Annotated in this window: 10 protein-coding genes and 1 riboswitch; of the genes, 4 read left to right on the top strand and 6 right to left on the bottom strand. The window is 50.8% G+C overall.

The window, feature by feature from the left end; translation table 11 throughout:
• Window positions 1–106: 106 nt before the first annotated feature.
• Window positions 107–211: riboswitch (TPP riboswitch) on the top strand.
• 91 nt (window positions 212–302) lie between these two features.
• From thiS to BQ5453_RS07595, 4 genes are all read left to right on the top strand, one after another.
• Window positions 303–500 (top strand): sulfur carrier protein ThiS, encoded by a 198-nt coding sequence (gene thiS, locus BQ5453_RS07610; protein ID WP_071122722.1) that lies wholly within the window; start codon window positions 303–305, stop codon window positions 498–500.
• Between the two features lie 245 nt (window positions 501–745).
• Window positions 746–1,513 (top strand): thiazole synthase, encoded by a 768-nt coding sequence (locus BQ5453_RS07605; RefSeq protein WP_022101025.1) that lies wholly within the window; start codon window positions 746–748, stop codon window positions 1,511–1,513.
• A 12-nt stretch (window positions 1,514–1,525) separates the two neighbouring features.
• Window positions 1,526–2,662: a 2-iminoacetate synthase ThiH gene (gene thiH / locus BQ5453_RS07600; protein ID WP_022101024.1), complete on the top strand. Its 1,137-nt coding sequence runs from the start codon at window positions 1,526–1,528 to the stop codon at window positions 2,660–2,662.
• A 5-nt stretch (window positions 2,663–2,667) separates the two neighbouring features.
• Window positions 2,668–3,351: a HesA/MoeB/ThiF family protein gene (locus tag BQ5453_RS07595; protein ID WP_071122721.1), complete on the top strand. Its 684-nt coding sequence runs from the start codon at window positions 2,668–2,670 to the stop codon at window positions 3,349–3,351.
• Window positions 3,352–3,449: 98 nt separating this feature from the next.
• Here BQ5453_RS07595 and BQ5453_RS07590 read toward each other — a convergent pair whose 3' ends face one another.
• The 6 genes from BQ5453_RS07590 to mfd all read right to left on the bottom strand — a co-directional run bounded on the left by BQ5453_RS07590 (window position 3,450) and on the right by mfd (window position 15,943).
• Window positions 3,450–5,195: a WG repeat-containing protein gene (locus BQ5453_RS07590; RefSeq protein ID WP_083361158.1), complete on the bottom strand. Its 1,746-nt coding sequence runs from the start codon at window positions 5,193–5,195 to the stop codon at window positions 3,450–3,452.
• Between the two features lie 100 nt (window positions 5,196–5,295).
• Window positions 5,296–5,622 (bottom strand): hypothetical protein, encoded by a 327-nt coding sequence (locus BQ5453_RS07585; protein ID WP_071122719.1) that lies wholly within the window; start codon window positions 5,620–5,622, stop codon window positions 5,296–5,298.
• A 119-nt stretch (window positions 5,623–5,741) separates the two neighbouring features.
• Window positions 5,742–9,107: a preprotein translocase subunit SecA gene (gene secA, locus BQ5453_RS07580; RefSeq protein ID WP_071122718.1), complete on the bottom strand. Its 3,366-nt coding sequence runs from the start codon at window positions 9,105–9,107 to the stop codon at window positions 5,742–5,744.
• Between the two features lie 164 nt (window positions 9,108–9,271).
• Window positions 9,272–10,843, bottom strand: a complete 1,572-nt coding sequence (locus tag BQ5453_RS07575; RefSeq protein WP_071122922.1) for an alkaline phosphatase family protein — start codon at window positions 10,841–10,843, stop codon at window positions 9,272–9,274.
• Window positions 10,844–11,006: 163 nt separating this feature from the next.
• Entirely contained in the window at window positions 11,007–12,209 is a 1,203-nt protein-coding gene (locus BQ5453_RS07570; protein ID WP_083361157.1) for an Lnb N-terminal periplasmic domain-containing protein, read from the bottom strand.
• A gap of 311 nt (window positions 12,210–12,520) precedes the next feature.
• Window positions 12,521–15,943, bottom strand: a complete 3,423-nt coding sequence (gene mfd, locus BQ5453_RS07565) for a transcription-repair coupling factor (protein ID WP_071122717.1) — start codon at window positions 15,941–15,943, stop codon at window positions 12,521–12,523.
• Window positions 15,944–16,184: the final 241 nt, after the last annotated feature.

Here is a 16,184-nt window from a genome sequence, read left to right as displayed (position 1 = left end):
TTCTTATGCCATATTGTCGTCACAACATGAGGGACAAGCGACAAAACGTCAAAAAAAATGTGCGCAAGTACTTTGCACATTCGCTTACTTGCCGTATTTTTGCAGTGTGAAGACAAAGGGGTGCTGTTATGCCCTTACGGCAACGGCTGAGATTATACCCTTACGACCTGACGCAGTTAATGCTGCCGTAGGCATTGTGTGACCCATTTCTGCCCTTTTTACATCAAGCGCTGGCAGAACGCCGTTTCATTACACACCCTCCTCTGCACTTCGCATAACCACATTAAAAATACATTCAGCTTATGCAAGTATTTGTAAACAACAAGGAGGTGGATACACAAGCTACCACACTTTCTACACTCATTGAGCAACTCGGCATGCCCGCACAAGGCGTGGCCGCTGCCGTTGACAACAAAATGGTGCCACGCACACAATGGGCTGATTTTCCACTCACAGCCGGTGCTAAAATCACCATTATCAAGGCTGCTTGTGGCGGATAAACACGCATCTGCCGGCAAACTTATACCCCGCAGTTGTTGGGATATCGTAACACATCACATTCCCCCTATTTTTATAACACACAACCTGTTGGAGATTTTCTTGGTTAACAGGTTGACTGGTTAACAAGTAAAACTACTTATGTTAAAGTCTGAATGGTAAGAAGCTTAAATAATACTTGGCTAACTTACCTGTTAACTTGTCAACTTGTCAACTCAACTATTTCCACCAACGCATAACACACATCATGCTTAAAATATCAAACCGCGAGTTCAACTCGCGTCTGTTCCTCGGAACGGGCAAGTTCCGCAGCAACACCGAAATGCAAAAGGCCATTGCCGCCTCGGGCACCGAAATGGTTACCGTGGCCATGAAGCGTATCGAACTGAACGACGACAACGACGACATGTTGTCACACATCAAAAACGACAGCATACAGCTCCTGCCTAACACCAGCGGCGTGCGCAACGCCGAGGAGGCTGTGTTCGCAGCACAAATGGCGCGCGAAGCGTTCGGCACAAACTGGCTGAAACTCGAAATTCACCCCGACCCACGTTATTTGCTGCCCGACAGCACCGAAACGCTCAAAGCCACCGAGGAACTTGTAAAGATGGGATTTGTTGTACTGCCCTACTGCCAGGCCGACCCCACCCTGTGCAAGCACCTTGAGGAGGCCGGTGCCGCAGCCGTCATGCCACTTGGCGCCCCTATCGGCACCAACCGCGGACTGCAAACGCGCGACTTTCTGCGCATCATCATCGAACAAGCCAACGTGCCCGTGGTGGTCGACGCCGGCATTGGCGCACCGAGCCACGCTGCCGAGGCTATGGAGATGGGAGCTTCGGCCTGCTTGGTCAACACAGCCATAGCGGTTGCTGGCAACCCCACACAAATGGCACAGGCTTTCAAACAGGCTGTCGAGGCCGGACGCCAGGCTTTCGAAGCCGGACTGGCCGCACAGGTTCATAGCTTCGAAGCCGAAGCAAGCTCTCCCCTCACCTCTTTTCTCAACTAAAGTTCACGTTCAATGTTTTCTGACGAACTACTAAAATATTCATGGGACGACACAACTGCCGCCATCGCTGCCAAAACAGAACAAGACGTGCTGCGCGCCCTGCAAAAGGAGCATTGCAACGTCGACGACTTCATGGCGCTCATATCGCCCGCAGCCGAACCATATCTTGAACAAATGGCGCGCCTGTCACGCCGTTACACCGAGGAGCGCTTTGGGCGCACGGTGTCTATGTTCATTCCGCTTTACCTGACCAACTCGTGCACCAATTCGTGCGTCTATTGCGGATTTCACGTGGCTAACAAAATGAAGCGCACCATTCTTACCCCCGAAGAGATGGTGAAAGAGTATGAGGCTATCAAACAACTTGGCCCGTTCGAAAACCTGCTTATCGTAACAGGCGAAAATCCTGCTTTGGCCGGCACGCCTTATCTGGCCAAGGCACTCGACTTGGCAAAGCCCTACTTCTCAAATCTTAAAATTGAGGTAATGCCGCTCAGTGCCGAGGACTACAAAGAATTGACCCACCACGGCATGAATGGCGTGATATGCTTTCAGGAGACCTACCACCGCGAGAACTACAAACTTTACCACCCACGTGGCATGAAGTCGAAGTTTGAATGGCGCGTCAACGGTTTCGACCGCATGGGCCAGGCCGGCGTACACTCTATTGGCATGGGCGTACTGATAGGTCTTGAAAAGGAATGGCGCACCGACCTCACCATGATGGCACGCCATCTGCGCTACTTGCAACGCCACTATTGGCGCACAAAATACAGCGTAAACTTTCCACGTATGTGTCCGGCCGAAAATGGCGGGTTCCAACCCAACTGTGTCATGACCGACAAAGAGTTGGCACAACTCACCTTTGCCATGCGCATATTCGACCACGACGTCGACATATCATACAGCACACGCGAGAGTCCCGACTTCCGCAACCACATGGCCACCCTCGGCGTGACCACCATGTCGGCCGGCAGCCAGACTGAACCTGGCGGCTATGCCACACACAAGGACGCGCTCGAACAATTTGAGGTGACCGACCCGCGCAGCGTGCCCGAAGTAACCGGGGCGCTTAAACAAATGGGGGTAGAACCCGTATGGAAGGATTGGGACGAGAGTTTCGACCGCACTTTCAAAGTTAAAGCCTGAGCACCATGCGCTACGAACGACAACTCATGTTGCCCGAAATAGGGCCCGAAGGACAAGCTAAAATCAAACAAGCACGCGTGCTGCTTGTTGGCGTTGGCGGACTCGGTTCGCCCATAGCTCTCTACCTTACGGGGGCAGGTATTGGCACATTAGGTTTGATGGACGATGATGTGGTAAGCAACAGCAACCTGCACCGCCAAGTGTTGTATGCCGAGGAGCAGCTTGGCCAGCCCAAAATTGACGAAGCTGTCAAACGCCTGCACAGCCTCAACTCCGAGGTCTGCCTCAAGCCCTACCCTTTCCGCCTGACGAGCGACAATGCCGCCAGCATCATCAGCCAATACGACATGGTCATTGACGGTTGCGACAATTTTGCCACACGCTACATCATCGACGATGCCTGCCGCGCTGCCGGCATACCCTACCTTTATGGTGCCGTGTGCGGATTTGAGGGCCAGGCAGCCATATTCAATGTTGGCGGCAGCAATGCGCGTCACTACCGCGACCTCTACCCCGACGAGCACATTCCGCACCCTGGCAAGCAAGTGGTTGGCATGACCCCTGCCGTTGTAGGCAGCGTGTTGGCCGAGCAGGCGCTGCAACTGATATGTGGCTATGGCGAGCCACTCGTCAACAAACTTTGGAGCATCGACCTGCGCACCATGCAGTCATTTGTAATTGACCTATAAAACGTGACCATGCCAACACTGGCATGTCATATTTCACAATTTGCCCCAACATACCACACTTGTGGTACGTTGGGGCAAATTGTTATTATTATTTCCAACTATTCATAATATGCAGCTGAGTCTGCATATGTCGAATCTACCATCATCGTATCGGCAGCTGCCGAGTCTACTTCATCATAGTCCGTGCTACGTGTCTCCGTCTTCACCTTATCTCTTGGCACTCTTTCAAGAGCCTTTGTCAAGTTCTTTCCGTTAAACACATACAGCATCGTTATTTCCCCCTCTTCATAGCCAACGCTGATTGCCGCACCCTTAGGGTGACGGTATATGCCTGGAGTAGAGGCCTTAAAGCCCAATTTGTTCAGTTCTTTTTCAAATGCTGCCACAAACCGTTCCTCCGAATTAACGGCATACTCGCTCACATCAAACACAGCACGCACTGCGGCTATTTTGCTGTTCATGTTATAATTATAGTTATAACCCGACTGATAGCGATAAGTGCTGCCCCAAAATTCGTATGTGCTATATTTGGGCATAGACACTGCTATAGGTTCTTCAAACTCATAAGACAAACTGAAACCATCTTTATTGTCATTCACATAATAGCTGCCCGCACTACTCTCGGCCGAGTTTGCCTTGCCAACAAACTTCTTAAACACATCACCGCTTTTTGCATCGAAACAACTGTTGGCAGTAATATAGCATGCCAAATTCTTGGCTGCACCCTCTGCATCATAGTAGTTGCTGGTTACCGAATAACAAGACTCGGTTGATACTTTCTTAAAGTTGTCCTTGCTCACATCCTTGTTATTCAAATCAACAATGGCACAACTTTTCTCGTTGCCCACAAGGAAACGGTCCTCGTCCAACACTATTGCCACCTTTTGATCAAAAGGTACAATTTCCTTGTCTTCTTTGTCTATTACGCCCATCATGTCGCCTTTTGCTGCAACAAACAATGCCGGCATATCATACACGCCATCAGGCATCTCCTCAAGTCCGTCATATTTGGCTCGAATGAGCGTATTCATGTCCTTGTCTTTCAGACCATACGATTCACCATCATAGTAAACGATAAGTCCATTGTCCACACGTCGTGATGCAGAAGACGAGTTGCCAACATTACCTTTGCGCTCACCTTTCTTGTCAAGCGCCACACATTTGTCGTCCTTCTTCACTACAATCAGCCCCTCGTTATAAATCGAAGCACTCATATCGCAGTCACTCTTCTTTTTCGAGAACAGTTCCTTGCCCGATTTGTCTATCACCGTATAGGTCACGTCCTCCACGGTTCCATCTTTTACAACAATGGCTATACCATCATTGTACGACACAATCCCGTCGAACGATTTATCAAACAGTTTCTTACCTTTTGTATCTACCAGACCACATTTGTCATCTGTAAATTGGGCAATGGCCACCCCATCCTCTGAGAATGTGCCACAACGCTTCACATTGGTAGGCATCGAAGCCACTTGTTTGCCCTCAGCATTTATCACGCTGATAGTTTTTCCATCTTCCACAGCCAATGCGTAGCCATTACTAAAACATGTAACCTCCTTATACGAAGTCTTGTTCAGAGGTTTCTTTACATCATTCACATTGTAGAAGTCATACTTACCATCACCATTCATTACATAAAAGATGTCATTAACAATCACAGACGGACAATTCTTGAACTCATCTTTCAGTATAACTTCTCCTGTTTCCACGTCTACTATACTCCACATTTCGGAGCCAACCAACTGTACTGGCAAATACTTTAATTTACCATTCGATTGTGAACACGATGCCAAAACAAGGAGCATGACGAACAGGGATAACGACTTGATAAACTTTTTCATAGCTTATTTGATGTTAGATTATAAATTGCAATATTTTGTTTGCAAATATACCCAATATAACAAGTTATCCCAACAAAACACACATCTTTTTGCATTCACATCAATAAAAATCACCCGAACAATGCCTCAGCACCGAGGGCAAGTCATATTCGGCACGTGCCACGTCGAGTGCCACATACCCCATGGTGCGACGCAAATTCACCTCGATGCACGGGTGCAACATGATGCCTTGGGCCGTCTTTACCAACATCATGTCCACACCCAACGGACCCTCGTAGCGGGCGGCAAGATGTTGTGACAACACTGCGCTGCAGATTTCTTTCAAAATGTCCAAACCATCAAACTGCCGGGCGAGCACCCGTTCGAGCGCTGCTTGTGGAGCAAGGGTGTTGCCCGTATAGCCACCCGTCTCGGTGGGGTCGAACAACGAAAGACCTGCTTAAAGCCAAACGGGTGCGGCCAGACCACGTTGCTTGTGGTTGGCCGCACCCGTTTGTGCGGAGATAGAGTTATAAGTAAGTGTTCTGAATGATGTTGAACACCCCTTTATTTGTTGCGTCCGTGGCAGTCCTTATATTTCTTGCCACTTCCGCATGGACACGGATCGTTGCGTCCGGGTTCCTTTTGCTTTACAATGGGTTGGTTGTGGTGCTCGCGTGTGTCGGCTGATGCGGCAGCAGCAGCTTCGGGGTCGCCAGCCTCGTCGAGTGTCTCGTGCGATGTGGTGAGTCCTTGTTGCGGTGCACTCTCTTCGGGAGCGGCTTCCTGCACCTCCTGCGGAGCCTGTACGGGGATTTGTCCGCGCATGAGGGTGGCCACAGTCTCGTTGTTGATGCGGTTCACCATCTTGTCAAAGAGTTGAACGCTCTCAAGCTTGAACACGAGCAGGGGATCCTTTTGCTCGTATGAGGCATTCTGTACAGACTTTTTCAAATCATCGAGTTCGCGCAGGTTCTCTTTCCAGGCATCATCAATGTTGTGCAGAACGATGGCCTTTTCAAAGTCCTTGACAACTTCCTTTGACTCTGTGTCGTAAGCCTTTTTGAGGTTGGTGCGAATGTTGTAAACCAACTTGCCATCGGTGATGGGCACGAGAATGTTTTCGTACACCTCGCCTTGAGTTTCGTACACCTGTTTGATAACGGGCATTGCCACTTCGGCCATACGGTCGGTCTTGCGCTTGAAGGCAGCCATGGCAGCTTCGAAGGCCTTTTCGTAGAGGTCGTCGCGGTTCATGTTGTCAAAGTCTGCCTCGCTGAAGGGAACCTCCATGGCAAATATTTCGATAAAGCCCTCGCGGCAGCCCTCGTAGTCGTTCTTTTCGATGATGTTGATGACGCGGTCCCATATCATGTTGGCAATATCCATGCCCACACGTTCACCCATCAATGCGTGGCGGCGCTTTTCGTAGATAACGGTGCGCTGCTTGTTCATTACGTCATCGTACTCGAGCAAGCGCTTACGAATGCCGAAGTTGTTCTCTTCGACCTTGCGCTGTGCACGCTCGATGCTGTTGTTTATCATCTTGGCCTCAATCATCTCGCCGTCCTTAAAGCCGAGCTTGTCCATTACACGGGCAATTCGCTCAGAGGCGAACAGACGCATGAGGTTGTCTTCGAGTGAAACGAAGAATACTGAAGAACCCGGGTCGCCCTGACGACCGGCACGACCACGCAACTGGCGGTCGACGCGGCGGCTTTCATGACGTTCGGTACCAATAATGGCCAAACCGCCGGCAGCCTTCACCTCATCAGTAAGTTTAATATCGGTACCACGTCCGGCCATGTTGGTGGCGATGGTTACGGCACCGAGCATGCGCTCTTCTTCAATCTTGTTGCCTTGCTCGTCGGTAAACACCACTTTGCCCATAGTGCTTTGTCCTGCCTTGGCCACGATGTCGGCCTCCTTTTGGTGAAGTTTGGCGTTAAGCACCTGATGGGGTATGCCACGGAGTTGGAGCATACGGCTGAGGAGTTCGCTCACGTCGACGTTGGTCGTACCAACCAGTACGGGACGTCCGGCCAGACGCATCTTTTCAATTTCCTCGATAACCGCCTTGTACTTTTCGCGCTTGGTCTTATAAACGCGGTCGTTCATGTCAATACGCGCGATAGGACGGTTGGTTGGAATTTCCACTACATCGAGTTTGTAGATATTCCAGAACTCGCCTGCTTCGGTGCTTGCAGTACCAGTCATACCAGCCAACTTGTGGTACATACGGAAATAGTTCTGCAGTGTGATGGTGGCAAAAGTTTGTGTGGCGGCTTCAACCTTTACGTGCTCCTTTGCCTCAACAGCCTGGTGCAGGCCATCGCTCCAACGGCGGCCTTCCATGATACGGCCTGTTTGTTCGTCGACAATCTTAACCTGGCCGTCCATTACCACATATTCCTCGTTGATGCGGAACATGGTGTAGGCTTTGAGCAACTGCAATATGGTGTGTACGCGCTCGCTCTTGATGGCGTAATCTTGCAGCAGGGCGTCCTTTTTGTTTAAGCGTTCCTCGTCGCTCAATGTCTTGTCTGTCTCGAGCTGTGAAAGTTCGGTAGTGATGTCGGGCAGCACAAAGAGCTGGTCGTCATGCACCTGGTCGGCCAACCATTTGTTACCCTTGTCGGTAAGGTCGACACTGTGCATTTTCTCGTCCACAACAAAGTAAAGAGGTTCAACAGCCTCGGGCATACGGCGGTTGTTGTTCTCCATATAGATTTCCTCTGTCTTGAGCATACCGGCTTTGATACCAGTTTCAGAGAGGAACTTGATGAGCGGATTGTTCTTAGGCAGAGCCTTGTGGCTGCGGAACAGGGCAAGGAAACCTTCTTCTTCTTGTTTTTTGTCACCCGACTTGATGAGTTGTTTGGCTTCGGCCAAATATTGTGTGGCCAGTTTGCGTTGCACCTCAACAAGGTGTTGTACCAAAGGCTGGTATTGCTCAAACAACTGGTCATCGCCCTTGGGCACAGGGCCTGATATAATAAGCGGTGTACGGGCATCGTCAATCAACACAGAGTCCACCTCATCGACGATGGCATAGTTGTGGCGGCGCTGTACAAGGTCTTTGGGGCTCATGGCCATATTGTCGCGCAGGTAGTCGAAACCAAACTCATTGTTTGTACCAAAGGTGATGTCTGCCTGGTAGGCGCGGCGACGGCTCTCAGAGTTGGGCTGATGCTTGTCGATGCAGTCAACCGACAGGCCATGGAACATGTAGAGCGGGCCCATCCATTCTGAGTCACGCTTGGCCAGGTAGTCGTTCACGGTCACCACGTGCACACCGTTACCGGTAAGGGCATTGAGAAATACGGGTAGAGTACCCACGAGGGTTTTACCTTCACCCGTTGCCATTTCGGCAATTTTGCCTTGGTGCAGTACAACACCACCGAACAGCTGCACATCGTAGTGCACCATGTTCCACTTGGTGTCGTTGCCACCAGCCACCCAATGGTTCTGGTAAATGGCCTTGTCGCCCTCAATGGTTACAAAGTCGTGACTTGCGGCAAGTTCGCGGTCAAAGTCATTGGCAGTCACCTCGATGGTCTCGTTTTCAGCAAAGCGGCGTGCGGTATCCTTTACAATGGCAAACACTTCGGGCAGCGCGTCGTTGAGGGCAACCTCCATGCGGTCGAGCACTTGGGTTTCGAGCTTGTCAATTTGGCTGAAAATTACTTCGCGGTCTTCAATTGGAGTTTCCTCCACTTTGCCTTTCAGCTCTTCAATCTTCTCCTTGATGTCGTCGGCAGAGTGTTGAATAGTGTGCTGCAGTTCTTTGGTTTTGGCACGCAGCGAGTCATTGTCGAGAGCTTGAATAGCGGGATAAGCCGCTTTGATTTTCTCCACCCACGGCTGAATGAGTTTCATGTCGCGTGTAGACTTGTTACCGAATAGTTTGCTGAGGAATTTGTTAATATCCATAATGATGGCCCTGATCCTTTCCTCGTGCATGAAGTTGCCTAAAGCCGAGTGGGGATAATACAGGGTATTATTGTGTTGTTTATTATTTCGTTTAATTAAATAGGGATGTATACGAGGGGCACCTCGCCGTTATGATATGTTGTATGTGTGTCAAAACGGCAGTCTTATAGCGGTGCCACGCTGCAGGCATTCGGTGCACGTATGCGTATGGCCTTCGACAGTGTCGGAGCCACATAGTCAATGGTGACGGGTGTGCTGATAGTTTCAGCCTTGAACCCTTCGCCAAGGAATATTATGGGAAAAGGAATATATGACTCACGCACCAGCTGTTTCTCGTGCGTGGAGTTGTTAACATAATGCCAGCCTGGCGCCACCTCAATCAGCACGTCGCCCGAGTAGCGCGGGTTATAGCTGCCGCGCATACGGCTGATGCCAGGAGTCCACGCCCCTTGTAGCAGGCGTGACGAGGTGTACACATCTTTAACCCCTGACAGTTGCAGCAAAAAGTCCTGTGCGCGTTCAAGCATTTCTGCCAGGTTGATTTGCTTCTGCTCAATCAGTTTGTGGTTAAGGTATAATTGTGTGCCAAAGCTCGACTCCACATATTGCCCCTGTCCGTAAACGGCCACAAAGTACATATTGAGCAATGCTGCCGCACGTTCCACATCAAAGGTGCCGCTTGGTATGCGGTATTTTGTCAGGTCGGTAGTTTCCTCGTCAGCATATCCGGTCGACGTCAATACAAACAATGCGTTGCCGCGTCCCACTTTATGTTCAACCGACTTAACGAGTTGTGCCAAAGCATTGTCAAGCCGCACATAAGTGTCTTGCAGCTCCATTGGGCTTTCGCTCACAGTTCGGTGGTCAATATTGCCGGCATAGAGTGTCAGAGCCAAATAGTCGGTAATGGCATCAGTCCCCATCAGGGTGCTGTTGAGGCATTGTGTGGCAGCGTGCACCACCTCCTCATTCACCAGTCCGCTTGTTTTGAATGTGGCAAATCGCCCGTCGCCTGTAAACTTGTGGGCAAAGGGCTTTTTCATGCCGCCAGACAAGAAGTAGGAAAAGTTCCCTACCAAATCGTTTGAGGGTCGCCATGTGAGCGACTTGAGCCTGCTGTCAAGGCTTTGGCTGTTGAGCACGGTGACCCAGGCCGGAAGCGTCTTTCCGTAGTATGATGTGCTGCACCACTGTCCGGTGCGGTCATCAATCCACAATGCCCCGTCTGCGGCATGTCCGGCACTCAATATGGCCGCATCGCGATAGGGCGCGATGGCATAAACCAACGATTTGCCTTCGGTGGCCACCTTGAGCTCGTCGCCAAGGGTCGATACCCCCAGGAAAGTGGGTGATGACGCATCACTCGTCTGCACCCCCGGGTAGCGTTTATCGTCAACGCAAAATACGGGGCGCAGAGTCTCACGGTCGAGCCATTTCAAGCCCACTACACCATGGTTGTAAGGCGTGGTGCCTGTAGCCAAAGTGGCTGCGGCCGAAGCGCGGTCGGGGCGGTATTGCGGATATTCTGCTTGTGAGTAAACACGTCCCTCGTTCAACAAACGCACAAAGCCTTCCTGCCCGTAAAGCGGCATGAAGGCATTCATATAATCGGTGCGCAGTTGGTCTACCAATATGCTTACCACCACACGGGGCACTCCCGTTCCGGCAGCCGATGCTTCGGGCCCCGAAAGCACAGTCATTGCGGTGAGCAACGACATGAGCAGGGGCAGACGCATAACCGAGGCGCGCTGCGGTGCTATGTGGCGAGATTGTTTCATATTCGTATGTTTACGAAGGAAGGTATGTGTTTTAATAATATAGGAATATAGCAAGTGTTTTAGCCATGATATATAGCGTTCAGTCTGCTAAAATCGAGTGATAGCGTACTTTAGCACCCAGCTACTTGCTTTTGTTTGTCATGCAAAAGTGTGTTGCAACGCGCACAAGCAGGATTGATGCAATGATATACACCTCATTGGGAAAGTGTTGCAAACCGGCTATACCAACTATGAGGGCCATCACTACCATGGCAATTTGTATGTACATAACCCAGCTGCGGTGCCCGTTGGCTGCGGCTTTCATAAACCAGGGGAATAGCACAAGCGGCACGGGGTTGAAAAGCAATGCCAACCAATTACTGCCAACCGCGGGGTGCGATGAGAACAGCAGTAAGAAGGTGATAATGCAGCCCGTCAGTCCTTGCGCCACAAAGAGTAACACGTCATATTGCCAATGGTACTTTTTGCGCCCAATATCTGCCGCACTGATGGCAATGGTCAGAACAAGAAGTATGCCAAACGTCCACATCGGTGTGACAGGGAAGTTCTTTTCTGCTAAAACCGGTTGCTCGGGCAGCAGAGTGCGTGATGGGGCTGCAAGATGGCGAACTTTGCCGTCAGTACCTTTTATAGTGGCTTCATTGACAAAGCGCTCGGCATACATTGGTGCAAATTGTTGCTTGTTGATGTCGGCGGGTTGGTCGGCCTCGGCACCAAGCAGCAAGTCTTGTCCAAACTTGTTCCACGGACTGGGTTCCGAAAATTCGTGCACCATGTCGCGCAGCGATTTATTGGCGTCAGCTTTTGGCCATATCACCTGTCCGTCAACCGACTGCTCTATCACGCGCAGTGCACGTGTCACGCAGTTGTCGTAGAAAAAGTTGTAGCGATAGGTGGCATTCTCCGGTTCAAGGTTCTTGCTCAAGGCATCAACCAGCTTCTTAGCTTCGGCCGGTGTCAGGTTCAGCACCTGCTCGTCAATGCCGCGTCCTTCGCGCACGTATGATTCGTAAAACAAGTAGTATGGCACAACTCCCAGTTCGTAGTCTGTTTCGCCCAACATGAAGCGCCACATAAAGTGAGGCTGGTTAAACGAGAATGTGCCATAGTTAAACACCCAATCGCTTTGGCGTGCTCCGACCTCGCGTACGCGAATGGCCGTATGGCCATATAATTCATACACCAAATTGCCAGGTGTGCAAGTGAGCAAACTCACCACAACCGAGTCCTTTTCGGCAGGTACGGTGTTGTCTGTGCTGTTTTGTTGCGCAAGTGCCAATAGTGGCAACAGCACCAGGCATATTATAGTCAGGAGTCGTTTCATTTTGTGTTGTGTCTTATTTGGCTCTCCAAAGCCTACTATTGCGCGGCAAAGTTACGAATTTATTGCCGATTGGCTGAAGGGTGGTTCTAAAAATTCTGTTTTTAGAGTTCTGCTATTCTGAAATAGGGATTTGCACGCTCTCGAAAGTGCCTTTTTGAAAGTCTTTTCGGTCACATAACCCGCTATGCTCCCTCACAAACTTTCAAAAATACACTTCCGATAGCGCACAAATCCCTATTCTAGAGTTATTAGAACCACCCTGAATGCTTTGTGTCAAAAACATGCCGCGGTGTGCTGTGCGGGCACATTTCTCACGCCTTGTGGTCAGTTCCCACAATGTTTTTAAGCGTAATCAATGCACTCTCAACCGTGGGCACATCGTTGATAATCATGCGGCGGTGACCGCGGTTCTCGTCAAGCTTGCAGCGTTGGTACGAAGCGGTGGCAAAGTTTATGATGCGTTCAAACGTGTCGCTTCGATAGAAGGCACTTTCGGTGTTTGACACAAAGTAGAGCACCATGCGTCGGTTTTTTAGTGTCAGACGCTCAGCGCCAAGTTTGCGTCCAAGGGCGCGCAGCGGTACAATGCGCAGCAACTCTTCGCCTTCGGGGGGCAGAGGGCCGAATCGGTCCTCCATACGTTGTCTGAATGCAGCCATCTCGTCGTCGTTACCCGAGAGCGAATCAAGTTCGCGGTATAGCAGCATACGTTCTGTAGCCCCCGGCACATAGGTTTCGGGGAAATAAGCGTGCAAGTCGCATTCGACGGTGCAGTCGTCAACAAACTTCTCGCCGCCAAGGTGCCCGGTCTTTTTCAGTTCGTCAGCATACAAGTCGGCAAACTCGTCATTCTTGAGTTCCGTCACGGCTTCGGCCAAAATCTTTTGGTAGGTTTCATAGCCCAAGTCGGCAATGAACCCACTTTGCTCCGATCCGAGCAAATTGCCTGCACCGCGGATGTCAAGATCCTGCATGGCAATGTGTATGCCAGACCCCAAGTCCGAGAAGTTCTCGATAGCTTCAAGTCTGCGGCGCGACTCATCGGGCAGCATGGCAAGCGGTGGGGCAATGAGGTAGCAAAAAGCCTTGCGCGACCCTCGTCCCACACGTCCGCGCATTTGGTGCAAGTCCGATAGTCCAAAGTGGTGTGCGGCATCAATAATGATGGTGTTGGCATTGGGCACGTCAATACCATTTTCCACAATAGTGGTAGATATGAGTACATCGTAGTCATAATTGACAAAGCCCATAATTACCTTTTCAAGTTGGTCTGGCGGCATTTGTCCGTGTCCGGTGGCAATGCGTGCGTCCGGCACATACTTATGTACCAAGTTTGCCAGACTTTGCAGCGAAGCCACGCGGTTCGTCACAATATACACCTGTCCGTTGCGGCTCATTTCAAAGTTAATGGCTTCGGCTATCACCTCGTGACTGAAGGTGTGAATTTCAGTTTGGATAGGCCGGCGGTTGGGCGGGGGTGTCTGTATCACGCTAAAGTCACGTGCCCCCATGAGCGAGAATTGCAGTGTGCGTGGTATTGGAGTGGCCGACATGGTCAGTGTGTCCACATTCACTTTCAGCTGGCGCAACTTTTCTTTAACCGCCACGCCAAATTTCTGTTCCTCGTCAATAATAAGCAATCCCAAGTCGTGCCATTTTACACTCTTGCCAATCAGTTTGTGCGTCCCGACAACAATGTTGATGTCGCCTTTAGCCAGGTCGGCAAGTATCTTCTTGGTCTGTGCCGTCGAGCGTGCACGAGTGAGGTAGTCCACCCTTACGGGGAAGTCCTTCAGGCGCGATGCAAACGTTTTGTAGTGTTGCAGGGCCAGCACCGTAGTTGGCACGAGCACCGCCACCTGTTTGTTGTCGGCAGCGGCCTTCATGGCAGCGCGCACGGCAATTTCGGTTTTGCCAAATCCCACGTCGCCACACACCAGTCTGTCCATGGGCTTGCTGCTTTCCATGTCCTTCTTCACCTCCTGTGTTACGCGCAGTTGGTCGGGGGTGTCCTCATAGGCAAACCCAGCCTCAAGCTCGTGTTGCATAAATGAGTCGGGGCTAAAAGCGTAGCCTTTCTCATCCTTGCGTTGCGAGTAAAGTTTGATAAGGTCGCGTGCAATGTCCTTAATCTTCTTCTTTGTGCGCTCCTTCAGCTTGTCCCAGGCACCAGTACCCAAGTTGCTGATGCGTGGCGGTTCACCGTCTTTGCCCTTATACTTTGACACCTTGTGCAACGAATGAATGCTCACATACACGGCATCGTCGTTTTTGTATGTAAGTTTTATCATCTCTTGCATTTCGCCGTCATTGCCAGGCATGCGCACAAGTCCGGCAAAGCGTCCTACGCCATGGTCGATGTGCACCACATAGTCGCCCGGTTCAAACTGCATGAGTTCCTTGAGCGACAGCGCCATTTTGGCATCGCGTGCATGGTCACTCTTCAAGTTGTATTTATGGAAACGGTCAAAGATTTGATGGTCTGTAAAGCAACACACCTTCAAGTCATTGTCCGAAAATCCGCCATGCAGCGTGCGCAGTACCGGTTTGAACAGTTGGCTTGCAGTATTCATCTCCTCAAATATGCTTTGCAATCGCTCAGTCTGCTTGGCACTGTCGGCCAGTATGTAAATGTCATAGCCGTCGGCCTTGAACTGGCTCAGGTTCTGTTTGAGCAAATCAAAGTTCTTGTGGTAGAGCGGTTGTGGCGAGGTGTTGAACCGTATCACCGTTTGCGCTTCGCCAAGGGGCTGTGCGCCAATATTGATGCGCTGCAGGTGTGCCACACCGCGCAGAAAAGCCTCACTTGTGGTGAGCAGCGACTCCTTTTTGAGCCGTGCCAGTTGTTCCGCTTCCTCCATCTCAGATGCGGCCTCCAGTTCCTGCTGCGCCTGACGTGCAAAGCCCTCATTGTAAATGCGTTCAATGGCATCGTGCACATACCCCAAGTCCTTCACCACCAACACAGTATTGTCAGGCAGATAGTCGGTAAATGGCACAAGCGCCTCGCGAGCATGCTGCTCGGTGTCAGGCACAATACTCACTTCTTCCTTTTTGTCCTTCGACAGCTGCGTCTGCACTTCAAAGGTGCGTATGCTGTCCACCTCGTCGCCAAAAAAGTCAATACGGAAGGGATACTCCGAGGCGTACGAATACACGTCGAGTATTGAGCCACGCACAGCAAACTCTCCAGGCTCATACACATAGTCCTTGCGCGCAAAGCCAATGGCGACCAGTCGCTTTGTCAGCTCCGTCAGATCATATTCGCTGCCTGTTTGCAGGTGCAGTGTGTTGTCGGCCATGTCCTTCAGCGGCGCCACCCGTTCAGACAAGGCAGCGGGAAATGTTACCACAAACAGCATGCCCGCCTTGTTGTGCTGTGCCGAAAGGCGGTTGAGCACCTCGGTGCGCAATATTTCGTTAGCAGCATCGCGTTGGGCATATTTCACGGCACGGCGGTAGGTCGATGGATAAAAAAGTGCCATCTCATCGCCCAACATCTGTGTCAGGTCATGATAGAAGTATCCCGCCTCTTCCTCATCGTTAAGTATAATAAGGAAGGGGCGTTCCGCCTTTTGCTTGCGTTCGCTGAGCGCGGCAAAGGCCACGGCTGCCGCCGAGGCTTGTAAGCCTTGCAAATGCGTAAGGGCAGGTTTGCCGTCGCACACCACCTTTGCCAAGGCGCCTACTTGCGGGTGTCGGGCAAATGTATGTAATAGTTCGTTGAGTTGCATGGAACTGTACAGAGTATCTTTTAAGCAGGTGTTATCCTCACACAGAAAGCACGTCCTTTGGCGCATCAGCTTTCCGATAGCATGAAAGCAATAGTGAACACCTGCTACGTTATATGCTTGTTGTCGGTTACAAAGTTACTTAATTTATCCGACCCTAATTTTGCTCGCCACATAAAATCATGTAAATTTGCAACCAACAGACGAACTGTCATCCGCAGTGCAGACTGAAAAACACAGACAA

The organism is Prevotellamassilia timonensis (assembly GCF_900106785.1).
Lineage (GTDB): Bacteria > Bacteroidota > Bacteroidia > Bacteroidales > Bacteroidaceae > Alloprevotella > Alloprevotella timonensis.
This window is presented reverse-complemented; position numbering and strand designations above follow the sequence as displayed.